Source organism: Streptomyces sp. NPDC093149, assembly GCF_044754145.1.
Lineage (GTDB): Bacteria > Actinomycetota > Actinomycetes > Streptomycetales > Streptomycetaceae > Streptomyces.
On record NZ_JBIVON010000013.1, the window covers coordinates 182,641 to 206,303 of the forward strand.

Here is a 23,663-nt window from a genome sequence, read left to right on the forward strand (position 1 = left end):
ACGCAGACCACTCCGGGAACCGGTGGGTCGTCCATCAAAGCCTCCCTACGTTGTCGACCTCGACGAGCAGCACACCCGTCGGGGAGATGAGGTGGGTGCAGCGGCGTACCAAGGCGTGCGGGTCGCCGCCGATGCCGATGTTCCCGTCGGCGAGCAGGAACGTCTGCCAGCTTCCCCTCGCCCGGAAGCGGGCCGGACACCGACCGGCACTGTGCGGTCCCGCCGAGGGCGATGGTCCGGGCGACCGCGTGGGGTGCGACGTCGATACCGAGGGCGAAGACGCCTTGGCGCAGGAGTGCCCTGCACGGTCGGCCCGGTCCGCAGCCGATGTCGAGCACGGGGCCGACACAGCGTTCCAGCAGGGTCTGGTCAGCCCTGGTGGGCTGCGCGCACCAGCGATGCACCGGCAGCCGGGACCGGCGCCTGTCCGTCAACCGCGGATGGACCGGCGCGCGACCGGTTTGCAGGGCCAGGGCGTAGAGATGCTCGTCGGCGTCGTACAGCTCGTCTTCGTCGGTCCTCACGGTGTGGCGCCATGCCCTCTGGCGGGTCGTCTCTCGTCGCCGCGGCCGGCCCTCCGCATGCGGCGAAGCCTGAGCGCGAAGGCCACCGCGGAGGCCGCGAAGAGCACGCCGGTGATGGCCAGCCACCGGCCGAGGTACACGCCTTCCGGCAACCGGGAGGCGCCTGGGTACGGGATCGCCAGATCGAAGATGAGAGGGAACCACACGAGCAGCAGCACACCGGAAAGGAATGTGGGTACGCGCAGGTAGTTGATCCACGGCACCTGCGGTACGCGAGCAGGGCGGTGCCGCAGTACGGAGTGGGCCGTCAGGTCGGCGAGCGAGTACAGCGGCAACAGGATCAGGTCGTGGAGGATCGCCGCGCCCACGAACCAGATCGCCACCTCCAGCGGCCGAACGGCGAACAGGCGCACCATGGCGTAGCCGGTGAGGGCGAACGAGGCGATCAGGGCGAGTAGGTGCAGGGGGCCGGAGCCGTACCAGCGGACGAAGCGTGCCATGGTCACGTCCTGAAGGTGAGCCGGTGCACCCACTTGGTGTTGTTCACGCCGGGGTTGGCCGGGACGATGATGCGGGCCGGGTAGCCGTGGTCGAGCGAGAGAGGTGCGCCGTTGACGCGGAGGGCGAGCAGTGCTCGGGGGTCGTGGATCTGGTTGCCCCGCAGCACCACCCTGGCGAACGGGCCGGAGGGCTGGACGGATTCGACCAGGACATCTCCGGCGCCGGGCATGCCGGCCTCGGCGGCGAGGTCGGCCAGCCGCAGGCCGCTCCAGTGCTGGTCGTCGGTGGACCATCCCTCCACGCAGGCGATCGGCAGTGCGGCGGCGTGCTGGGGCATCGTCAGAAGCTGCTCGCGGGTGAAGACCCGTGCCGGTCCGTGGCCGCGGACCTCCAGCCGCCAGTCGGGGCCGACGAGCGCGGGTGTGACGCCGACGGCCGCTGCCGTCTTGTTGATCTGGAAGCTGTTCGGGCCGCTGCCCGGATCGCGGTTGTGCGGTGCGAGAAGCGCGGTGCCGCGCAACCAACCGCCGATGCTCTGTCCGGCGGTCACGGCGAGCAGGAGCAGCGATCCCGCTCCCACCATGCCCACCGCGCCGCGGCGGGTCATCGTCGGCGAGGCGGGGGCGGCCGCCACCAGACCGTCGGGGTCGGGTGGTTCGGGCAGGGTGTGGGCGAGGTCGGTGCGCAGTTCGGCGCCCAGGCTGCGAGAGCGCAGGGCACGTGTCATCCGGCCGAGTTTGAGGCATACGTGAACGACGAAGGCAGCGATGAACACCCAGGCGCCATAGAAGTGCAGGCGGTAGAACGAGCCGGGGAAGACGTAGTAGAGCTGGATGTTGAGGATGCCGGTGACGAATTCGAAGATGACCCCGCCGACCAGCATCAGCAGGGACAACCGCTCCAGCCCGTGGGCGACGGAGCGCACCGGTAGCCACTCGAACAGCTTCGGGATCACCGACCACAACTTGGCCAGCAGCACCGGCACAAGGACCACGCCCAGCGTGACATGCACGCCCTGAGTCAGCCGGTACAGCCAGTACGGGTGTGTGGGCCAGCTGAACAGGTAGAAGCCCAGGACACCCTTGTCGGGGGTTTTGTCGTTGAGAGGGCTCAGCTCGGGGTTGTAAGAGGCGTAGGAGAGCAGTCCGGTAACGAACAGCAGCGGGATGCCGATCAGCAGCAGTAAACCGAACACCGAGGTCAGCCAGGGCCCACGGATCGGACTACGCCAGAACCCGGGACGGAACGGACCAGGGGGTGGGGGCATCTGTCCGATGCGCCGTGCGGCCGCCCGGGTACGAGCGGCGGCCACCGCAACAGCGGCGTCCACGCGCTCACGCCGGGCCCGTCTACGTTTCCCGCCCGATCTCCGAAGTCGCGACCCATCGGATGGAGCCGGCCCCGACGGGCGTCCGCCACTTGCCATCGGCCGTCTCCTCCAGTTCCCAAGCCGCTCTCACGCTGAGACAGCTCCATGCCGAACGAACAGGACACCTACAAGCTGACACAGGTCAGGTCGGCTGTCCGGGCCTGAGGTGCATGCGGGCGTCTGTCCACAGCCGAACAGTCGAACCGCTGTCCCCGGTGATCCCGCAAGACCCTGCACTCGTGCCTCACGATGGAGGCGCGCGACGCCTCGGCGCACGGCACAGTGCCTCCGCCCAGCCCGGCCGCACCAGGCTGACAAGTACGCTGGCTCGTCGTCATCGGCGTCGCCTCCGCAGCGGGTCGAACCCTGCTGTACTGGGAGCTGTGCCACTGGGCCCCTCCCCCGGTGGCCGATCTCGCCTCACTTCTCGCCATCTCCGTCCTCAGCACCGAAGCGAACCGGCGGCCGGCCTTCCGCGGCTCTCCGGTTCGCACCGTCCAGGCCCATCCGGCGGCAGGCGTCCTGTCCGTTCCGGCCTACCTGGTCACCACCGGGGCGGCCCCGCGGTTCCACCACTACCGGCCCACTGCGTCACCTGCGGCAGAGACCCTGGTGCTGGTGCCCAGCTTCGCCCCGGTGACATGTTGCGCTCCATCTTGCTGAGGCTGGTCGTCCTCGGACGCCATCGCCCATGAATCCCGCCATCAAGGCAACCGAGTGAGGTCCCTAAGGGCTGTCCCGTGATCCCCGACGGGCACGCGACGACAGCTACGGCACCTCGCCGCATTGTCTGAACGTCCACATACATCCAGTATGCAAACGCCCCTCCGCCTTGCGACGCACCACATCCGACGCCGCGCGCCGCTCCACCGCGGATCACGGGACAGCCCTTAGCGGTGCTCGGGATTCTCGTAGTCACGGCGGCAGCCAGCGTCCCAGGCGGTGCGCTGGTTGCCGTAGGCGGGAATGCCACCGAGATCCTTCAGCACCCGCGCCAGATGCAGCAGGTTCCAGGTCATGAACGCGGTGTTCCTGTTGGTGAAGTCGTTCTCCGGACCGCCCGAGCCGGGATCGAGGTACGAGGGGCCCGGACCTGCCTCGCCGATCCATCCGGCGTCCGCCTGGGGAGGGATGGTGTACCCCAGGTGCTGCAGGCTGTAGAGCACGTTCATGGCGCAGTGTTTGACGCCGTCCTCGTTACCGGTGACCAGGCAGCCGCCGACACGGCCGTAATACGCGTACTGGCCGGCTTCGTTGAGCAGGCTGGAGCAGGAGTAGAGGCGTTCGATCACCCTCTTCATCACGGAACTGTTGTCGCCCAGCCAGATGGGACCGGCCAGCACGAGGATGTCGGCCGCCAGGACCTGCTGGTAGAGGTCCGGCCAGGCGTCCGTCTCCCAGCCGTGCTCCCTCATGTCGGGCCACACACCGGTGGCGATGTCGTGATCCACCGCTCGTACGACATCGACGTGCACTCCCTGCCGGTCCATGACGGCGATGCTGCGGTCAATCAGTCCCTGGGTGTTGCTCGTCTCCGGCGAGCGTTTGAGCGTGCAGTTGATCACCAGGGCACGAAGGTCGTCGTACCGGGCCGGCGGTGCGTCAGTCGCAGGCGACGAAGCAGTCATACGGTCCTCCCAGAGCCCTGCCGCCGCACCGTGCGCGGCGGCGCGTCCACATCCGGCTCCAGCGTGCGGGCCGACCACGGCATCCGCCATCACAACACCTCCGAATGGCGCCGACGGCGCTCGCGGTGCCCGGGCGCGGGCGCGGGCGCGGGCCGGTACCCATCACCGGCGGCCCCGGTCACCGGCTGATGAGTGGCCGGGCCAGGCGGGCGTGCCTACGTTCGTCTCATGAGCACCGAAGGCGCGACGGGATCGCGGAACACGGCAGCAGTGGAGGACGTCGCGCACCTGTTGGTGCGTTGTCTGCGGGCCGAGGGCGTGGAGTACGTCTTCGGCATCCCCGGTGAGGAGAACATCCGCTTCGTCGACGCGTTGAACGACTCCGGGATCCGTTACGTCTTGGTGCGCCACGAGCAGGCTGCCTCGTTCATGGCGGAGATCTACGGGCGGCTGACCGGCCGGGCCGGGGTGTGTTCGGCGACGCTGGGGCCCGGCGCGATCAATCTGCTCCTCGGTACCGCGGACGCCATGACCAACAGCGCGCCGATGGTGGCCCTGGCCGCGCAGGGATCGCTGCGCCGTACCCACAAGGAGTCGCACCAGGTCATCGACCTGGTGTCGATGTTCGCTCCCGTCACGCAGTGGGCGGCCCGCATCGAGTGTCCGGCCGCGGTGCCGGAGATGATGCGCAAGGCGTTCAAGACCGCACAGAGCGAGCGCCCTGGCGCCGTGTTCCTGGCGGTGCCCGAGGACATCGAAGCAGAGCGTCCAGCCGAGCAGCTGGCACCCTTGCAGATCGATACGGTGCGCGCCGACGCGCCGTCCCCCTCCCAGATCGCGCGGGCGGTCGAGGTGCTCACCGCTGCACGGCACCCCGTCGTGCTGGCGGGCCACGGTGCCGCCAGAGCCGGCGCTTCGGCCGCCCTGGTGCGGTTCGCCGAGCGGCTGAACATCCCGGTCGCGACCACGTTCCACGGCAAGGGCGTCTTCCCCGACGATCATCCGAACGCTCTCGGTGCGGTCGGCTTCATGCGTCACGACTACGGCAACTTCGGCTTCGACGCAGCCGACGTGCTGATCTGCGTGGGCTACGAGATCCAGGAGTTCGACCCGGTCAAGATCAACCCGAACGGCGACAAGTGGATCCTTCACGTGCATCGGTTCCCCGCCGAGGTGGACGCCCACTACCCGGTCGCGGTGGGCATCGAAGGGGACCCCTCACAGGCGCTGGACGCACTGGCGGCAGCACTGCCCGACGGACTCACCTACGACTCGGCAAGCAGCGAGAAGATCCGTACGCTGCTCGACGAAGAACTCCAGTACGGACGCGAGAACGACGCGTTCCCCATGGTGCCGCAACGCGTGGTCACCGATGTCCGCGCCGCGCTGGACCGCCACGACATCGTGCTCGCCGACACCGGCGCCGGAAAGATGTGGATGGCCCGCCTCTACCCCACCTACGAACCGGACACCTGCCTGGTCTCCAACGGCCTGTCCACCATGGGCTTCTCACTACCGGGCTCCATCGCCGCCAAGCTCGCTCGGCCGGACCGACGAGTCCTGGCGATGATGGGCGACGGCTCGTTCCTGATGAACTCCCAGGAACTGGAGACTGCCGTCCGCGAACGAGTCCCGCTGGTCGTCCTCGTCCTGGTGGACGAAGAATACGGCCTGATCACCTGGAAAATGGAACTCGAACTCGGCCGCCACAGCCATACCCGATTCACCAACCCGGACCTGGTCGCCTATGCCGAGAGCTTCGGCGCACGCGGCTACGCGATCACGGCCGCCGACCAACTGCTGCCCGTGCTGCGCCACGCCCTCGACGACGACACGGTCTCCGTGATCGCCTGCCCCGTCGACTACTCCGAGAATCTGCGTCTGACCGACAGACTCGGCAGCCTCCACGGCCCGTTCTGACCCGACGGCCCAGGTCTCGAAGTGGTGCGAGTCGGCAGGGCCGCCCGGCGCGCACCGCCCGGCAGCAACGGGGTCGCCGTGACCCGCCGCTTGCTGCCGGCCTCGTAGAACCCGGATCTGGTCCGTACCGGCCAGAGTCCCTTCGGCGATTGACAGATCCCATGGACGCTTGACCACGATCAGGCCGACATCACGAATTCAATTCAGTTACACGCCCGGCGAGGGCCTGGTCTTCCAAGGGCCGCCCCCGTACACGGCCTCGTCGATGTCGAGCGTCACGAACAGGATCGTGGTCCCCCGCTCCCGCCGCAGCCTCTTACGAGGGCCTTCGGATCGGCGCGCGTCTGTGCGTCGACAGCCGCGAACGGCCCGTCCATCAGCAGCACAGGGCTCGTACGCGAACGTGCGGGCGACGCCGATCTCTGATGCATCCCGCCGAGAGCTGCCACGGATACGCTCCGGCCGCGTCGGCCGGCCCGACCGATTCCGGTGCGCCCGTCACCGGTTCCCCGCGGGCGCGCGGGCTGTGCCCGAAGAGTGGGCGGCGAGGGGCGCCTCCGTTCACCTGAAGAATTCCCTAACCCGGCACGAACACATGCGTCCATGCTGATCAGGGCGGTAGACCGGCCCGGACAGTACGGGGCCGGAGCTGCCGCCCCCGCACGGCGCAGAGTCGGCGGCGGTGACAAGGAGGTCTGGCTGATGATGTCCCGAAGACGCTTGCGGCATGCTCCGGTGCTGACCATGACGCTGCTCGTGACACTCGCCGCAGCCGGGTGCGGCGGCTCCGGCGATACGGCTCCCTCGGCTGCCGACCGGCCGCGGTCGGACGCCACGGACCGCACGGGCGGCAGAGACGGAGCCCCGGCGAAAAGACCGCCGGCGGACCCCTGCGGGCTCATCTCCGTCCAAGAGGTCCAGCAGTTGGGAGGCGCGTCCGTCACGGCGAAGACGAGCGAGTTCAACACCACGGGCTGCGAGTACTCGCACGAAGGGGTGCTGATCTCCTCGACTGTACGGGGCGACGAGGCCAAGGCCTTCGCCGACGACACTCTCGCGGGAGCCCACAAGCAGCCGCTCTCCGGCGTGGGCGAGGAGGCCTACTCCTACGACGCCTCCGATCATGGGACCTTCGCCGTGCTCTTCCGGAAGTCGGGGACCTGGGTGGCGATGACCGTGGTGGCGGACAGGGCGGACAACGCCGGGCGGCTGAACGAACTCGCCCGGACGGTGGCCGCGCGCATCTGACACCGGCAGCCGGGCCCGCGCCGGGCCGCATCCCACGAGCACGGCGCGCGGTCGGCGGGGCACGTGCCGGGGGTGGGGGCCGGGCGCGGGCGGAAGTGCTGTCGTGCCGCGCGGCCCGTTCCCGGGACCCACCTCGTCCGACCGTCCCCGAGCCCTGCACGTCCGCGTGCGAGGCGAGGCGGTGGCGGAGCACTCCACGAGGCCGTCTGCCGCCGTTGCCCGGCAGCCGCGGCGACCACGGGAGGCGACGCGGCGACCGGTGGCCCGAAGGATTCCTGAACAGGGCGCGAACACGCCAATCGATGATGGTCTACGGGGTACGGCGCCGCGCGCGTCGGCCATGGCGAACGGATCACGGCATGAGAGGTATCCGGCTGCTGTCGGCTGTGTCACAGGGGGTTTCGGCCCTCCGCCTGGGGTGGGCCCTGAGCGCGCCGCGCCCGGGAAGGCGGTGCGCGCCGCTCGCGATCGCACTCCTGCTGACCACCACAGCGGCATGCGGTGGCGCACCCGGGCGTGCGCACGAGGGCTCCGGTCCGGCCGACACGTCCGAGGCCGCGCTCACCTACGGGACCCGGCCGGTCCGTGATCCGTCGATCACCTACCAGCCCGACGTCGTGATCGTCGAGGGCGGACCGCGAGCGATCCGGTCGGCATCCAGTGATGGTCTGACCTGGACCATCGACGGAAAAGCCCGCGGTGCCCAGGATGTTCGGCTCGGAAAGGTCCTGTACGCCACCAGCCGCGCGGTGGGGCGGGTGCAGGAGGTGCGTCGAGTACACGGAGACGTCGTGGCCACCCTGGGCCCGGTGGAGTTGACCGAGGTGTTCCGCGATGCCCACCTCACCCTCGACCAGGACATCGACGACGGCGCGCTCCACTACCTGGAGATCCCGGACCTGCCCGGGGCGGTGACCGTGTCTGCGGATGCCCCGACGGACGCTGCGACAGAGGCCGAGAAGGGCGCTGCCAAGGACGCCGCGCGGGATGTTCCGACGACGGCGCGGACGATCGGACAGACATCGGTGCGCGCCGCGCATTCGGGGCGCGTCGGCACCGTGGTCGCACGGGGACCGGTCGGGGTCGCCGCCGCCGGGGGCACGCTGCCGCCGGCCAGGTCGAGCAGCGTCACAGCAGATCTCGGGGAATGGAAGGCCCAGCCGTACCGCAGCCCGGGGGCGTTCGGCCTGAAATTCAATCACAAGGCCGCGGCGGGGCTCAAGGTCCTTGTCGACTTCTCGCTGAAGACGGAGAAGCTGCACATCCGCTCCGATGTACCGATCTCCGGCGGTCGGGTCGCCGACGGGGCCACGTTCGCCGTCGAGGGGATCAAAAGCGTCGCGATCAGCATCGCCGCCGGTGCGGCCAACGGTGTCATCGACAACTCGAAGATCCGGGCCGAGGTACCGGTCCAGATGACCCTGCCGATCGCGGGGACCCCTTTCGCCTTCGACATCAGCTGGAAGTTCAGCGTCGCCACCGCACTCGGCGGCAACAACACCACGGTGACCGCCGACGGTGAGTGGGGGCTCGACGGTGCCATCGGCATGGTCAACGGCTCGATCGTCACCCCGAAGCTGTCGGTGATCAAAAGCATCATGGACTCGGTCACCGGCATCTCCGTCGGAGTCAGCGGTATCGCCACCGCCGTCGAGTTCAAGGTCCAGGTCGGAGTCGGTGTGCCCGCTGCCTTCGCCGGTCCCTACGCCAAGCTCGTCATGGACTTCGGGGTGACCAACGGCTCGGCCCTCGGCGCCCCGCTGACCCGCTGTGTCGGAGCGACGCTGGACGGCAAGGTCGGCGGGGGCGTGGGGGTCTCCGTCTCCGCCGTGGCCATGGCCGCACTCAAGAAGCTCCTGCCGACGATGAAGTTCCAGCTGCTGCGGGAGAGCCTGACACCTTTCGTCCACAGACAGCAGACACTGCCGGACGTACCGCTGTGCAAGTCCTGACACCGAGACGAACGCAGACAGTGAGGATCCCGATGAACCGCAACCGCAGCTGCCCGCCGTCGCCACTGGTGCCCCTGGTTGTACTCGCCTTGCTCGCGCTGTCCGGGTGCGGCGGCCACGGGCAGTCCCCGGCAGCCGGCCCCTCGTCGAGCGAGCCGGCCACGGCAACCCGGACTACGGAGCGGAGCACCGAGGCGCCGCCGCCGAATGGGGCAGCCGTCGACCCCTGCGCCCTGGTGACCAAGCAGGAGGCCGAGAAGCTGGCCGGAACAGCGCTCGACCCCGCGACACCGGTACGGGAGACGTGCACCTACACGGGTCCCGTCACCGGGCCGACGGCCCAGGTGGAGATCTTCGTCGGGGACGGTGCGAAGAAGTACCTCGACATCGAACGCGATCTCGGACACACGCTCAGGCCGCTGGCCGGTATCGGCGACGAGGCGTACGCCGAGGACGAGGCGGTCTTCCTCCGCAGGTCCGACCGGTGGGTGTCGATCCGTCTGGTGCGGCTCAACGACCCGGCGGAGAACCGCACACCGCTGCAAGAGCTGGCCCGAAAGGTGGCCACACGGATCTGACCCGTGTCCGCCGTGCGCACCCGTCCCATCCACAGGAGCCCCTGCGCTCCTACCCGTCGCTGTCGTTCTCGTCGTGCTGCTGTTCAGCCTTGCCTTCGTCGTGCCCTACAACGGTCTCGTCCGCAAACGCGGTGCGGTGGGCACGCCTGGGACCCAGATCGAGATCGAGGTACAGCTCAAGCGGCGCGCCACGATCTGGTCCCCCAACCGCGTGGAAACCGTCAGCGGGTAGGCCGCGCACGAGCGGCAGACACAGGAGGAGTTGTCGGTGACCGAGAACCGCATCGCCTACTCCCGGCAGTAGGACAACGACGCGGTTTTCACCTGCAACAACGCGATCCAGACGGTCCCCGCCGACGTCATCGCGGGCCTGACCGGCTTCGCGGTACGTGTGCGACGACGGACGACGGGAAGCACGACGCCGGCCGGACGCCCCGAAGGTGGCCCTGTGGCAACGCGATCGTCATGGACTCACTTACGAACAGGGCGAGTTGATACATCACTCGGACGCGGGGCTACAGTACACATCGTTCGCGCCGGCCGAGCATCTGGACCGAGCAGGGATCGCGGCGTCGATCGGCGACGCCTACGACAACGCTTTGAGGAATCTACGATCGGGCCTGTGCAGGACCGAGCTGATCAAACCCGGCCGGCCCGGGAGGACACTCTCCCAGGTCGAGCTCGCCGCCGCCGAGTGGATCGGCTGGTACTGCCACCGCCGACTCCCGGTGAGACAGGCCACGTCCCACCCGCCGAGTATGAAGCCAACCACTACAGGAGATCCACGAACCCTCAGGTCACAACCACAATCGGAGATCTCTGCCGGACCTGGGGCGGTTCAGAGTATTCTGACGCGGTGACCACCAGCGCGGGAGGGGCTGCGGGTGCTGACCGGGTGCGCGACCCCGATACTGTCGCGCGACTGGCGGAGTCGGCCCTGCGACAGGGGCAGTACAACGAGGCGCTGCGGCATGTCGCGACGCTCCCGACGGACGCGCTGCTGCCTGCCGAACTGGCCTGGAGGCTCGGCCGTGTACTCCATCAGCGGGGCGAGTTCGAGGGTGCCGAGTCGCTGTACGAACGCGCGGCCGCCGATGCCGGGGACGTCGGCGCAGACCAGGCCCAGTTGCTGGCCGGCCGGTCGGCAGCACGCTGGGCCCGTGGTGACCGAACGCTGGCGCGGAGCCTCGCCGACAAGGCGGTGCGGGCTGCCGAGCAGAGCCGCGACGACGCTGCGCTGGCGGCGGCCTACCTCGCCCAGGCGCTGGTCGCCTTCAGCGAGGGCGACCGCGCCGCCAACGAACACGCCTACGCCAGGGCCTTCGCAGCGGCCGAACGAGCCGGGGACATAGGCCTGCAGTTGCGGATCCGCTCCAACGTCGGCTCCCGCCTAGTCGAGGAGGGGCGTCTGCGCGAGGCGGTCGACGCCCTCACCGAGGCGATCCGACTCGGTGAGGGCGCCCCCCAGCAGACGCTGCTCGCACTGGCCCTGCACAACCGCGCCGAGGCCTGGCTGGGGCTCAGCGATCTCAACGCCGCCCGCGCCGACGCCGATCGCGCGCTCACCCTGTGGCAGCGGGAGGGCTCACCGCTGGCCGCGTTCGGACTGCTGATGATCGCCCGGGTGCACCTGACCCGGGGCTCCGCCTGGCAGGCGACGGCGACCTACCGCGAGGCCGTGGCGATGGCCGAACCGGACGGCAACGCCCAGGTCGTGGCGCAGGCATGGGCGGGGCTGGCGCGCACCTGCTACGCCGACGATCCGGGCGAGGCGGCACGGTATGCGGAGTTGTCCCTCACGCTTCCGAACGCTGCCGGGCCGGTCACCGGCGAGTTGGCCGCAGGCTGGGTCGCACTGTGCAGCGGAGACACCGTCTCGGCAGCCCAGTACGCCGCAGACGTCCGCTCGGAGGCCGGCCGCCGCCGCGACCCGGCCGGACTGGCCGAGGCGATGGAACTCGCCGCGCTCGCCGCATACCGGGGGGATTCGGCCGCGATGCCGGGGCGCCCTACCGCCCGCCGTGCCGCCGGGCTTGTAGAGGCGGCCGCGGTCTGGGCCGACACGGGAAACGAGGTGGCGCTGGCCACCAACGCACTGCTGCGGGCACGCCACGCAGGCGACCGGCTGTCCGAGGACGTCGCCTGGCAGCGGCTGCACCGGCTGGGGGTGTGCGACGACGTCTGGCACATCGCCGGGCCGCTGGCGGCGATCGGTCCGCCGCCGGTCCCCGAGGTTGCCGTGCAGACCCTGGGCCACTTGGCGGTACTGCTCTCCGGAACGCCCGTCCCCCCGGCCGGATGGCAGTCGCGGAAGGCCCGTGAGCTCGTCAAGGTTCTGGCGGGTCAGCTGGGAAGACCGGTCACCCGGACCGCGCTCGCCGCCCTGTTGTGGCCGCAGACACCTTCGGAGGTGGCCAACCGCCGCCTGTCGGTGCTGATTTCGACGGTGCGCGCGGTCCTCGACCCGGCGCGGCGGCATCCGGCCAACCGCTTCCTGGTCACCGATCCCTCCAGCGTGCGGCTCAACACGAGGCACGTCGTCCTCGACACGGTCCGGTTCCACGACGCGGCCCGTGCGGCCATCGCGGCGAACGCCACGGTCGAGGGCAACCGGGACACGGCGGCCGGCGTCGACATGGTGGAGCGCCTGGAAGTGGTCGTCGGCATGTACACCGGCGACTTCGGCGACGACGGCGAGCTCACCGGGGAGTGGAGCGAACGCCCGCGCGCGGCCTTCGCCGAGCTGCACCGCGACGTCGTCCGTACCCTCGCCCGCCGCTGCCTGCGGCTGGATCGCTGCGACGCGGCAGCCGGCTGGTACCTGCGCCTGATCGGCGAGGACGGCTACGACGAATCGGCCCACCTCGGATTGATCGCCGCACTCTCCGCGGCGGGCCGGCACGGCGAAGCCCGCCGCCGCTACCGGGACTACGCCAAGCGCATGCACGAGATCGATGTCCGCCCCGTCCCCTTCCCCACGGCGTGACGGCCTGGGCGGTTCGGCCAAGGGCTGTCCCGTGATCCCCGGCGGGCACGCGACGACAGCTACGGCACCTCGCCGCATTGTCGGAACGTCCACATACATCCGGTACGCGGACGCCCCTCCGCCTTGCGATGCACCGCATCCGACGCCGCACGCTGATCCACCGCGGATCACGGGACAGCCCTTGGTCGTCGCGCACCTCGGCGACCATGCTCACCGCACGGCGACGGAGTTCAAGTGGGTAACGGGAAGGTCGGCCACGACTCGGTCCTTTCACGAAATCGCATCTCCATTCGAACCGGGCGGTTCTCCGAAGTCGTCGATCCCGGACGGCGCGAGCTGCTGGAAATTCCTCAAAGCGCCGAAGTCAGTAGGCAGCATCCCGTCCCGCCGAGGGAGTGGACCCCGACAATGCCCATGGGCAGGTCCAGGCCACTGGCCGTTCCCGCCAGCTGGAGGACATCGTCGCCGACACCACGAACGTCGCCGCGGCTGGAGATCGGGGCGCCTGGCCAGACGTGGCCGGCCAGCTGCTCGGCGCACTGCAGATCGAGGGAGCTCAGTCCGCTGAGCACGACATGCGACGGCTTCCTGTCGTTCGGCAGACCGGTGGGGACGCCGGCAAGGTCCATCGCGACGGTGGGCTGGGAGGGGACGGCTGGGCTGACCAGTGAGCATGCCTGCAGGATGGGGTGGTCGCCGTCCGGCGTCCCTGGTTGCAGCATCAGAGCGCTTGCTCCCCCGCGCATGTGCGGCAGGTCGTCGCAGCGGAGCAGCCCCAGGGCCCGTGCCAGAACGCCGTGGACCAGATCGACGCCGCAGACCACGACAGAGTCGACCCGGTCCAGTGCTATGAGGTCCTGGGCCAGCCCGAGGGCGGTCATGCTGGCCCCGGAGGAACCTACGAGGACGAACAGCTCGCTGAAGCCAAGCCGGCCCGCCAGTGAGCGGATGGCGCCTTCCAAGGGCGGACCGGGGTCACGGGGGGACGCCTCGGCGAGCAACGACTCGCCCGCGTCGGCGAGCATGGAACCCACGATCAGTGCGGTACGCCGACCGCCGGCCGGGGCCAGCGTTTCGATGACCTGGCCGGCCAGCTCCGCGCACGACACGCCCTCGCTCTGGTGCGTCCGCCGGACATAGGCGGTCACGGTAAGGGCTGGCGCGGTGTCGGCTCGTCGGCCTCCGAGCCACAATTCCGCTGCCGCATGCGCCGTGGCACCATCGGCCGTCGCGTCGGCAGCCACCAGCACCACCTGCTCGACACGCCCGGCCGTCAACCACACCTCAGCCAGAGTCCGAGCTCGCTCGAGGTCGGCGGGGACACTGACGACCGGCCCCCAGGCTTTCAGCTTCTCCGCGATGTTCTTCGCCACCCGGCCCACCGGAAAGTAGGCGATCGCCCGAAAGAGATCGGCCGGCGCCCGCTCCCCGAGGCTCATCCGCTGGGCGACATCGGCTGTGCGCCGGGCCACCATATGCTGGTCGCCACGCTCGGTGGCGAGGATCAGCCCAAGGTGGCCGCCCTCGGCGAGTTCCGGCGCGCGGGCACGAAGCTTGGCTACGGCACGCCTGGCCGCGCAGGTCACGTGCAAGCCACGACCGAACTTCCGGGCCCGCAGCACCGCTGTGGCAGCGTCGGATGATATCCCGCCCGCAAGCGGTCCCAGATCATCCGCACCTTCCTCGGTGAATCCACACGACGCCCGCTCGACGGCCGACAATCTCATAGCCGAGTCACCCTTCCCCAGCCGGCAATGACACCTGCTGCGCATGCCAGTCCGCGAAGGCTGAGGGCGGGTAGATACCCCAATACACCTCACGCACCTGCGTGCCGTCCGGTGGCGGAACGCCGTACACTACAACGACAACCACCTGGTCTTTCTGTTGCAAGCTCATGTTCATGCTCATCGTGGCGCGCCCAGCGGGAAGTATCGTTTCCAAGCTCTGACGTCCGACCATATTCCCAGACGGCGTCAGCTTGCTTTCGACTACCGACGGCGCACCGTGGTAGAACTCGCAGGCGACATTCTGGATCCCCTTCAAACTGTTGTTGAAGACCTCCACGTCGACGTCGACCGTGCCATCTTCTTTGTCCTGGAAAGAAATCGATCGACTGAATCCCTGCAACACTGGATCCGCGGAATTCGGATACAGCGAAGGCAGCATGACATGGGGTCCGTAATAGTTGGCCCACAGTTTGCCGGGCATGGCGATTTGATAACTTACCATCAGGCATCCCATCGTCTGATGGTAATAAATGTAGGGTGTGATCTGGTATTCGTAGCCGATGTCTTTGACGCTTCCCGACGTGACGGTGATGTTCATGGTGGTGGTGTGCGACAGCATCGTCGTCTGCACGTCCGACTCCGAGTATGTCTGTCCTTCGCTCAGGTCCAGCCCGAAATCGATCGGGATGTAGTCGAGCAGGTTGGTGCTGACAGAGAAGTGCGCGCTGTCCGTCGTGGAGTTGTGGACCATGAATGACTTGCTGGTGTTTTCGCTGACCATCTGGGTCTGGTCGTAGTTCAGGGTGCTTCCGCCGGACTCGTTGGTTACCGACATTCTGGTCAAGTTGAACAGCAGTTGGGACTCGTCGTAACCATCCGGTTGCACGTTGACATAGCTCAACAGGACACCGTTTTGCGAGCGGGGTATGTAGCCCAGGCTGGGATCGCTCGCGGGGATGATGCTTTGGACCGGCTCCGGCGTCATCGGGAAAATGACCGCCATAGTGCCGTCCGGGGCGTCCTGGCTGGCCTTGCGGTAGACCTGGTAGGTCCAGACGTAGTAGCTCATGGCGTACAGCACGATCAGGTCGTCCACGGAGATCGTTGTGGTCGACTGCACGAGCCTGCTGGTGGAGTAGTCATCGAGCTGGTCAAAGCCGTAGCCATAGGAGCTGCTGACGTGCTGTCCCAAGGTTTGCCCGGCAATTCCGATGGATAGGCCGGTGTCCTGACTGAACGTCCATACCTTGTTCGACGAGACATTGCATCCCGTGACCTTGGAGACGCTCTGACCGAAGGTGAGGGTCGGGTTGCTGATCGACACATCACCGGACTCGAACGGCGGCGCCTGAATGACGGCCAGCAATTGCCCCTTGCCCACCGACTGGCTGAGCGTCGGCGGACCGAGGATCACGCTCTGCCCAGTGACATCGCTCGGCAACGCAAAGAAACCGGACTGGTAGTCGATGGTCATCACGTCCGTCAGGTGCTGTGGGAGACCTGGCGAATTGTTCAACCGCGGGAACGTCTTCTCGACCGCATCGACGGGCACCAGACCGGCCAGAACGGAAGCCTCCCCCTTCATGAGCTGGTCGAAGGTGGCGCCACCGCCGACGACCAGCACCCCCAGCACTCCTGCGGGCGCATCGGCCGATACCGCCGTCCGGTCCGGAGGCAGTGCCTCCCCGAACAGACCGACCGCCAAGTGCAGGTCGATCGAGGCGAGAGGTTGTGAACCGGTGTTCGCTGCGGCGTACTTGCTGAGTTGCTTCAGGCTCTGAGTTCCGTGGGCCCCCTCCTCCAGCTCGAACAGCAACAGCGCGGCGCAGCCCTTCACGGACTGATAGGTCGCACCGTATCCGACCACCAGCTGGTCCACGCCATTTCCGAGCAGGTCGCCGGCGGCCACCCGGAACACCGCGCCCTCGGGCGGGGCGAAGCTGAGATCAGGGGTGGCCGTCGCGACCGAAACCAGGGTCTGCTTGGTCCAGCCGAGCACGGCAACGTTCAGGACGCCCTTCGGATCGGGATAGGCCACTACCACCTGATGGTCCGAAGTACCTGCCTCCAGCGAGGCTGTGGTGATGTCGACGACAGCCGAATTCTGTACCGCGCCCAGCGAAATGGTGTTGACCGATGAAATCGCCGGATTCGCACCGAGCGCACTCGAACCGAGATCGTTGACCGTCAACTCCCCGTCGTGCACGGTGCAGACGATCACGTGCGCATCGAGTTGATTGCGTGCCAGCAGCGCGCCCACCACCCTGCCCGTGACGGTGGTGGGCAGGCGCAATGGGCTGGACAGGTGCCCGGTGGAGCAATCGAGCGATTGCAGGAAGATACCCTTTGTGTCCTGGCCGAACAGCAGGAGGTGCGGGTCCTGAATCTGCTGCGGATCGAGATCAACGATGTTGTTCAGGTTGGAGACGGGCCAGGTTCGCGAGGTGGCCTTGTCGTGGTCGCTTCCGATGATCTGTACGTTGTCGGCTGTCAGCACATAGACGTTCTGCACTGCGGCATGCATATCGGTGGCCGCCTTGACGTCCCGGATCTGATCCTGTGCTTGCAGGTCGAGCGGCTCGACCGGGCTTCCACCGTCCGCGTTGTATATCACCCGGTTATAGCGGGGGGCGGGTGCGCTCCGGGGAGTGCCGATGACCGTGACATCCAGCACCTCATACAGTGTTTGGCCGAGTTGTAGCGGGTTCTGCGGCTGCGGTTGTTGGCTCCCGGTCATAACGTCTCTCCACAAAGCGGATCAGAGCGGGTACCGGTGTCGGTACAGCGTGGCATCACGTTGCGGTGGGCGCCCTCAGGCGCTGCCACGACAAAACTCTGTCAGCGCACCTCGAATCGCACATCGGCGGATCCGAAGCCGGACAGCAGGATCTCCTTGGTCTGCCGGCCCGCCACCTGTTCCTGGTCGAGGTGGAAGACGACTTTCTGCTCGGCGTTCGTCTCGGTGACCTTGCTCTCCCCGATTCTGGTACCGGCCGGCACACTGGCCATCAGCTCGACGTCCAGGCCACCGTCCGGCATGGGCGTGCAGGTACCTCGGTAAGTGATGCCGCGGCGATCCGTTCCCGTGACCTGACCATCGTTCAGGATGAACTGACCGACTGGCACATCCCCAGAGGGAGTCTGCAGATGCACCTCAACCGTCGAGCTCTCCAGATTTACAGTCATGTTCGGCCACCTATCCGCTGGTTGAGCAACGCGATCAACGTTTTGCTGAAGTCAGCAGTCAGGAAGACGTTCTGTAGCGTCGAGCGCAGCGCATCCTCCTCCTTGAAAGTGGAAAAGAAGCTGCCGATCGCTACCAGCCAGGAAGGCATCCCACCCGTATCCGGGGTGATGGTGACCGTCGGAGCGCCATTGACCACGACGCTGTTCAGGGTCACGGTGTCTCCCAACTCGGCTACGTAGTAGAGCGAGTTGTTGCTGATGGTCTGGGCGATGGCGCCATGACCGCTGGCGGTTGCGGAATCCGCCTTCTTTCCCAAGTCGTAGTACGCACAGGGCTGGCCATAGCTGTAGTTGCCGGAGACTCCAAGTTGGGAGAACGACAACGGCAGGTGCACCGTGGCGCCGTCCACTTCGGCTGCGGTCTGGATCTTCACGCCGGACATGCTGGCGATCTTGAGAGAGGTCAGCGTAATGGTGGCGTCACCGTCACTCCCCCAGCCCACCGAGCCCTCCCCGGGGTCGTTGAAAGCACTGCAGGCGCCGAGGTCGCCGGCGTCGTACGTTCCGACAGGCAAACTCTGCTGCTGCGCCAGTTCAGGCAGCGTGTCCTGCACCCATGTCGTGATATCCGCCCAGGCGTCCACCACATCCTGCGGGGTGGTCATGAATGCCATCTCCTTTCTGCGACGGAGTTCGGCTACTGCACGGTGAGAATGAAGGGGCAGTTCACCTGGCGATCCTGTGTCTGTCCGGTGACACGCTGCTGACCTTGCTGTACGGCCGCCGGAACCGTCGCGCGGACCATTTCAGAGTTCAGGTGCTGCAGGGTCAGGACATTGACGCTGCCGATGCGCAGGTACTTGATCTGGTTGAGGTTCTGACCAGTCAGGGTCAATGGTGTCTGACCTCGAACGACTGTGCGCGGTTGCATGCCCGTGATCTGCACTGCCCCAGGCGTTGCATCTACGGTGAAGATGGTCGAACTCTGCGCACTGACGGGACCTGTCGGGCTTTGAACCGTCACTTCGAAGTCGCCGCTCTGCGAGTTGGCCAGAATGGTGACGTCGATCGTGCCGCCGCGTGAGTCGACGGCAGTCACATTGACCGTGGGCGATCCGCTCAGCAGTACCGTGGTGTTGTTGATACTCGCATCTGATGGCATATCCGTCAGCGACAAGGTGACCCTCGTGTCGATGGGGCCATTCGTAGGATTGAAGCCCGTGATTTGCATTGTTCTCATTCCCCTCAATCGTTCCCCTCGATCGCGTGGGCCGTACTCGCGTCAGCCGACCCTTGAATCCGATCGAAATAGGTGGCAGAAGGATTGATTCGCGCCGCACTCCCGCATCAGCTGGGACCTCGGGAGCCGTATTGGGCAATCTGCGGCAATCTGCTGGATACTGCGCTCAGTCGTGATCGATTCGATCGCAGGTGGGGTCATCTATCGCGGGTCGAACGATCTGCTGGTGCGGTACATTGGATGGCTATTTCGGAGCCAGCACCCTGATGAAATAAATCCCGCGTCTCAAGCAGTAGACATCACGCCAGGTCAAATGCGCCTTTAATGTCGATGCCCCTTTTCATGAGCGTACCTCGCTCTAATCCATCGAGTGAGGTGGAACTACTCCATACGGGTGACAGGCCAGCAGAACCCGTCACAGTAGAGGCGGCGCGTGCGGTTCACCCCGCTCGGCACTCAGGCAGATCCGAGTAAAACCGCTTGCAGCCGCCTGCCGAGCCAACTCGGCGACCACGGCTCGCCCCATTGCCCCAGCCGCAACGGGACGACGCCTACGGAGAGTTCCGGGACGTCCTCGGACACCAGGGGCCGACGTTGATCAAACTGTGCGTCTCTCGCCATCCCACTGCAGGTCAGCGGCGAACCAACACGCAAGTTGTTCCTCGACGGACCCCAGGGGCCCGTCGTTCTTGTGGAATGTCCGAGTTGAGTTGATCAGGTGATGTTCATAGTGGCAAGCGGTTGGCCGGAGTTGCACGCGTGCCGGCGAAGTTCTGCAGACGCTGTCGGATGGCTTCCCGCCGAGTGATGGAGCAGCGATCTCTGCATAGCCCACCGCCCAGGCCGTCCGCACCCAGCTCGACACCGTCGCCGACATGCTCCCAGGCCGCTCCCCACCCCCCGTTATGTTCTTCGCGGTCCTGCAAGAGGGCCGCTGGCCTCCGGGCCCGGCATGACTGTGTCCCCCTGTCGAACAGATGACCTGGGGGGTGGTGTCACCGAGCCCGGGAGGTGCCGTCGGAGACGCTGATGAGAGGTCCGGCCACTGCCCGGTCCGGCGCAATGCCGGACAGCTCGCGGGCGGCAGGTCTGCATAACGTGGATGCGCGCGTACGACACCACTGCCGAGGCCGGCACGTTCAACTCGCCTGGAGGGGCGTGATGTTCGATACCGAAGACGTGGGCGTGTTCCTCGGCCTGGACGTCGGCAAGAGTGCTCATCACGGCCACGGACTCACCCGGACCGGGAAGAAGGTCCTCGACAAGCAGCTGCCCAACAGCGAGCCGAGGCTGCGGGCCGTGTTCGACAAGCTGACCGCGAAGTTCGGCACCGTCCTGTTGATCGTGGACCAGCCCGCCTCGATCGGCGCCCTCCCGCTGGCCGTTGCCCGGGACGCGGGCTGCAAGGTCGCCTACCTGCCCGGCCTGGCAATGCGCCGGATCGCCGACCTGTATCCGGGCGAGGCGAAGACCGACGCTCGTGACGCGGCGGTGATCGCGGACGCGGCCCGCACCCTGCCGCACACCCTGCGCTCTCTGGAACTGACCGACGAGATCACCGCCGAGCTGACCGTGCTCGTCGGCTTCGACCAGGACCTGGCCGCCGAGGCCACCCGCACGTCCAACCGGATACGCGGCCTGCTCACCCAGTTCCACCCAAGCCTGGAGCGTGTCCTGGGCCCCCGTCTCGACCACCAGGCCGTCACCTGGCTTCTTGAACGCCACGGATCCCCGGCCGCACTGCGAAAGGCCGGACGCCGCCGCCTCGTCGAACTCGTCCGGCCCAAGGCCCCGCGCATGGCCACCCGGCTGATCGACGACGTCTTCGACGCGCTCGACGAGCAGACCGTCGTCGTGCCAGGGACCGGCACCCTCGACATCGTCGTTCCCTCCCTGGCCCGCTCGCTCGCGGCCGTCCAGGAACAGCGCCGGGCCCTGGAAGCCCAGATCAACACCCTGCTGGAGGCTCACCCTCTTTCCCCGGTCCTGACGTCGATGCCCGGCGTCGGCGTCAGGACCGCCGCCGTCCTGCTGGTCACCGTCGGAGACGGCACCAACTTCCCCACCGCCGCCCACCTCGCCTCCTACGCCGGCCTCGCCCCCACCACGAAATCGTCCGGCACATCGATCCACGGCGAGCACGCACCCCGAGGCGGCAACCGGCAACTCAAACGCGCCATGTTCCTCTCCGCCTTCGCCTGCATGAACGCCGATCCCGCCTCCCGCACCTACTACGACAAGCAACGCGCCCGCGGCAAAACCCACACCCAGGCCCTCCTCCGCCTCGCCCGCCAACGCACCAGCGTCCTGTTCGCCATGCTCCGAGACGGCACCTTCTACGAGTCCCGAACCCCCACCGTCACCCTCGCCGCATGACCAGGATGAAAACCCTCAAAACCGGCAGCACGAACTTGACGAAGGACATAGAGGCACCCCCCCCGATGCTCTCCTCCCCCACTGACGACAAGGAGGGGTGACGATGATTCAGCGGACCGGAAAGAGGCACTGCCCTCGACGAACGCGGGAGCGCACCACCACTGACACCAAAGCGGGAGGTCGCGCCTGCCCCGTGTTGGCTCACCTGCCGCGATCCTGTCACTTCCGGTCGAAGGAGAGCCATGTACCGGCGAGGTCCTGCTGGCCCGCTCCGGGCTTGGACCAGTCGCAGACACCGTCCGGGAAGATCGCCTTCAGATCCTTGAACTGGTCGTCGGTCACCGGCACTCGGTAGTCGGAGCGGGTCACGGGACGCTTGCGGCACTTGATGATGTCGTTGGCCACATCGGCTCCGGCGACCATCCGCGGCGATGTCCACACCGGGTAGAGGGTGTTGCACTCGGTGTTGTCGATGCCCTCGACCTGGGGCTCCGCGATCTTCTTCGCACCGATGCCACGGGTCCAGCAGGCGTCCGTGAGACCCTGCGGCCGGTGACGGACGATCTTCTCGATAGGGGCGTCGTTGCCGGCGTCTCCCTTGATGCCGGTGAGCCACTGGTCCATGTCGGACAGCATCCCGGCGAGAGTGAATCCGTGCCCATTGGAGCGGGTGAGCATGACCTGGTTGGCGTGGGTGCCGTTGGCCTTGTCCAAGCGTGCCCGGGTGGAGAAGGAGTGGAACCGCATGTGCATGTCGCCGGCCGCCGCGTCGTCCGTGTAGTCGCGGTAGTCGATGATCGGAACGTCGGCGAGGCCGGCACCGCCGTTCAGCATGCGGCCCGTGCGGTAGGCCGTCCGTACCGCCTTGAGATCGGCGACGGTGCGCTCCGCGGCGGGCTTGGCGTCCTCGTCGAGCCCGCCGATGCGCCGGTTCAGGTCGATGAACTGGTCCATGTCGACGGTCCCCTCGTTCAGGGCCTCAAGTCCGTACTGGATACCGGTGTTGTCGAGCGGCCTGCGCGCATTCCCGGTCTCCGGCACCTCGCCGTAGACGTTCACGGCGTGGCTGTACACGTCACAGCGGGCACCGTCCGGGTTGGTGTCGGGATCGTAGCGCTGTCCCTCGGGCAGCTGGGACGGGCAGAACACCGTGGGGTCGATCCGGCCGCCGGCCCTGGCCAGGCTGCCGATGCTCTCCCACTTCCCGAACCCGGAGACCGCCCTCTGCTGCTCCTTGGTGAAAGCGTCCGGCGCGACTTCCTTGAAGTAGTGGTTCAGGAGCTGGGCGTCGCTGAGCGTGTGAATCGTCCCGAAGCCGACGTCGGGGAAGCTGCAGCCGGAGAGGATGCCGTCCAGCAGACCCGGGTAGTTGTCGGCGATCTGGTGGGTCTGGTACGAGCCGCCGGAGCAGCCGTTTCCTATGGTGAAGGCGGGTTCGCCGTACGTCTCCACGAAGCGTTCCTTGACCATGCTCACGGTCTCGGCGGCCAACAGGTCGTTGCAGTTGTTGCCGAAGACGTTCAGCGTGGACGATGCGACGCCATAGCCCTTGCTCAGATACGTGTCGTTCATGATGCCGACGGTGTTGCGGCCCTGGACGTACCAGCCGCCGTTGCAGCCCCCGCCGAAGCCGTACACGAGGCGCCCGTTCCAGCCCGGTCCACGCTGCAGCGGGTCGGGGGTACCGGCGTCCGGGTCGTGCAGCACGGCCGTCTCGTAGATGCCGCGGTTGATGGTGCCGGTCTCGACGCGGACGATGTACGGCACCTTCTTGCCCGCACTCGTCGTGGCGGTCGCCAGGTCGGCGGGACGGACGTTCTCGTCGGGCAACGGAACGAACTTGCCGGCCGTGGTGCGATACATGTAGTCGACGCGGGTCTTGACCGAGCAGTCCTTGTCGATCGGCTGCCCGAGGGTGCCGCCGGTGACCGTCTTGAACTCGGCGGTGTCACAGACGAACGGCTGCTCGTGCGGCCCGGCGAACACCGGCCCCGTGATCGGGTGGTTCTTCAGGGTCAGCTGTCCGGAGACCGCGCCCCGAGCCCTGGCCGTGAGCCTGTTGTCACCCTTGGACAGCTCCTTCACCACGCCCATCAGCGCATTTTCGCCGGAGGACCGGAAGCTCGAGGTCACGTCCCGGCCCTCCACCTCGACCCGGACGTTGTCGGCCGCTACGGAGGCGGGCACCTCGACACGTATCAGGGCGTCGTCTCCCGACACCGTGCCGGGCCGCGACGACACGACCGTCACCCGCAGCTTCTCGCGTTCCTGGCTGCCGGCCGGCGTCGCCGACGCGCCAACCAGCACGCCCATGAACGCCATTCCGACAAGGCCCAGTTCGACCGGTCTCGCGGCTCCTGTGAACGACACGACGGAACTCGCCTCACTTTCTGCAGTCGGGATTCGTGCTCAGTGTGCAGACGCGGGC

General features: G+C 67.4%; 16 protein-coding genes and 1 pseudogene. 7 read left to right on the plus strand and 10 right to left on the minus strand.

Features of this window, described 5'->3' with window-relative positions; all coding sequences use genetic code 11:
• Nucleotides 1-520: 520 nt before the first annotated feature.
• The 3 genes from ACIQCZ_RS32285 to ACIQCZ_RS32295 form a co-directional block, all read right to left on the minus strand.
• Nucleotides 521-1,024, minus strand: coding sequence for a hypothetical protein (locus ACIQCZ_RS32285; protein ID WP_402287578.1), 504 nt, complete (start codon nt 1,022-1,024; stop codon nt 521-523).
• A gap of 2 nt (nt 1,025-1,026) precedes the next feature.
• On the minus strand, nt 1,027-2,292 hold the full coding sequence (locus ACIQCZ_RS32290) for a molybdopterin-dependent oxidoreductase (protein ID WP_402287581.1): 1,266 nt from the start codon (nt 2,290-2,292) through the stop codon (nt 1,027-1,029).
• A gap of 992 nt (nt 2,293-3,284) precedes the next feature.
• Nucleotides 3,285-4,022 (minus strand): flavodoxin family protein, encoded by a 738-nt coding sequence (locus ACIQCZ_RS32295; protein WP_402287583.1) that lies wholly within the window; start codon nt 4,020-4,022, stop codon nt 3,285-3,287.
• Nucleotides 4,023-4,250: 228 nt separating this feature from the next.
• Between ACIQCZ_RS32295 and ACIQCZ_RS32300 the strand changes: the two genes are divergently transcribed.
• Complete coding sequence (locus ACIQCZ_RS32300) at nt 4,251-5,942, plus strand: acetolactate synthase large subunit (RefSeq protein ID WP_402287585.1); 1,692 nt, start codon at nt 4,251-4,253, stop codon at nt 5,940-5,942.
• 243 nt (nt 5,943-6,185) lie between these two features.
• Here ACIQCZ_RS32300 and ACIQCZ_RS32305 read toward each other — a convergent pair.
• Nucleotides 6,186-6,456: pseudogene (locus ACIQCZ_RS32305) on the minus strand (ABC transporter ATP-binding protein); the annotation flags it as partial.
• A 188-nt stretch (nt 6,457-6,644) separates the two neighbouring features.
• Between ACIQCZ_RS32305 and ACIQCZ_RS32310 the strand changes: the two are divergent.
• The 5 genes from ACIQCZ_RS32310 (at nt 6,645) to ACIQCZ_RS32330 (ending at nt 12,706) form a co-directional block, all read left to right on the plus strand.
• Entirely contained in the window at nt 6,645-7,190 is a 546-nt protein-coding gene (locus ACIQCZ_RS32310; protein WP_402287587.1) for a DUF3558 family protein, read from the plus strand.
• A gap of 359 nt (nt 7,191-7,549) precedes the next feature.
• Complete coding sequence (locus tag ACIQCZ_RS32315; RefSeq protein ID WP_402287589.1) at nt 7,550-9,142, plus strand: hypothetical protein; 1,593 nt, start codon at nt 7,550-7,552, stop codon at nt 9,140-9,142.
• Nucleotides 9,143-9,174: 32 nt separating this feature from the next.
• Nucleotides 9,175-9,720 carry a DUF3558 family protein gene (locus ACIQCZ_RS32320; protein WP_402287591.1) on the plus strand — a complete coding sequence of 182 codons (546 nt, stop codon included), beginning with the start codon at nt 9,175-9,177 and terminating at the stop codon, nt 9,718-9,720.
• A gap of 73 nt (nt 9,721-9,793) precedes the next feature.
• A complete protein-coding gene (locus tag ACIQCZ_RS32325) occupies nt 9,794-9,952 on the plus strand; it encodes a hypothetical protein (protein ID WP_402287594.1) in 159 nt (52 codons plus the stop codon).
• A gap of 624 nt (nt 9,953-10,576) precedes the next feature.
• A complete protein-coding gene (locus ACIQCZ_RS32330) occupies nt 10,577-12,706 on the plus strand; it encodes a BTAD domain-containing putative transcriptional regulator (RefSeq protein ID WP_402287596.1) in 2,130 nt (709 codons plus the stop codon).
• 350 nt (nt 12,707-13,056) lie between these two features.
• Here ACIQCZ_RS32330 and ACIQCZ_RS32335 read toward each other — a convergent pair whose 3' ends face one another.
• The 5 genes from ACIQCZ_RS32335 to ACIQCZ_RS32355 all read right to left on the minus strand — a co-directional run bounded on the left by ACIQCZ_RS32335 (nt 13,057) and on the right by ACIQCZ_RS32355 (nt 18,850).
• Nucleotides 13,057-14,427, minus strand: coding sequence for a hypothetical protein (locus ACIQCZ_RS32335; protein ID WP_402287599.1), 1,371 nt, complete (start codon nt 14,425-14,427; stop codon nt 13,057-13,059).
• Between the two features lie 13 nt (nt 14,428-14,440).
• Nucleotides 14,441-17,170, minus strand: a complete 2,730-nt coding sequence (locus ACIQCZ_RS32340) for a hypothetical protein (protein WP_402287601.1) — start codon at nt 17,168-17,170, stop codon at nt 14,441-14,443.
• 101 nt (nt 17,171-17,271) lie between these two features.
• Nucleotides 17,272-17,472, minus strand: a complete 201-nt coding sequence (locus ACIQCZ_RS32345; RefSeq protein ID WP_402287604.1) for a hypothetical protein — start codon at nt 17,470-17,472, stop codon at nt 17,272-17,274.
• A 143-nt stretch (nt 17,473-17,615) separates the two neighbouring features.
• Nucleotides 17,616-18,284, minus strand: a complete 669-nt coding sequence (locus ACIQCZ_RS32350; RefSeq protein WP_402287607.1) for a hypothetical protein — start codon at nt 18,282-18,284, stop codon at nt 17,616-17,618.
• Between the two features lie 32 nt (nt 18,285-18,316).
• Nucleotides 18,317-18,850 (minus strand): IPT/TIG domain-containing protein, encoded by a 534-nt coding sequence (locus ACIQCZ_RS32355; RefSeq protein ID WP_402287609.1) that lies wholly within the window; start codon nt 18,848-18,850, stop codon nt 18,317-18,319.
• Nucleotides 18,851-20,020: 1,170 nt separating this feature from the next.
• Between ACIQCZ_RS32355 and ACIQCZ_RS32360 the strand changes: the two genes are divergently transcribed.
• A complete protein-coding gene (locus ACIQCZ_RS32360; RefSeq protein WP_376294922.1) occupies nt 20,021-21,235 on the plus strand; it encodes an IS110 family transposase in 1,215 nt (404 codons plus the stop codon).
• 219 nt (nt 21,236-21,454) lie between these two features.
• Here ACIQCZ_RS32360 and ACIQCZ_RS32365 read toward each other — a convergent pair whose 3' ends face one another.
• A complete protein-coding gene (locus tag ACIQCZ_RS32365) occupies nt 21,455-23,605 on the minus strand; it encodes a DUF6351 family protein (protein ID WP_402287612.1) in 2,151 nt (716 codons plus the stop codon).
• Nucleotides 23,606-23,663: the final 58 nt, after the last annotated feature.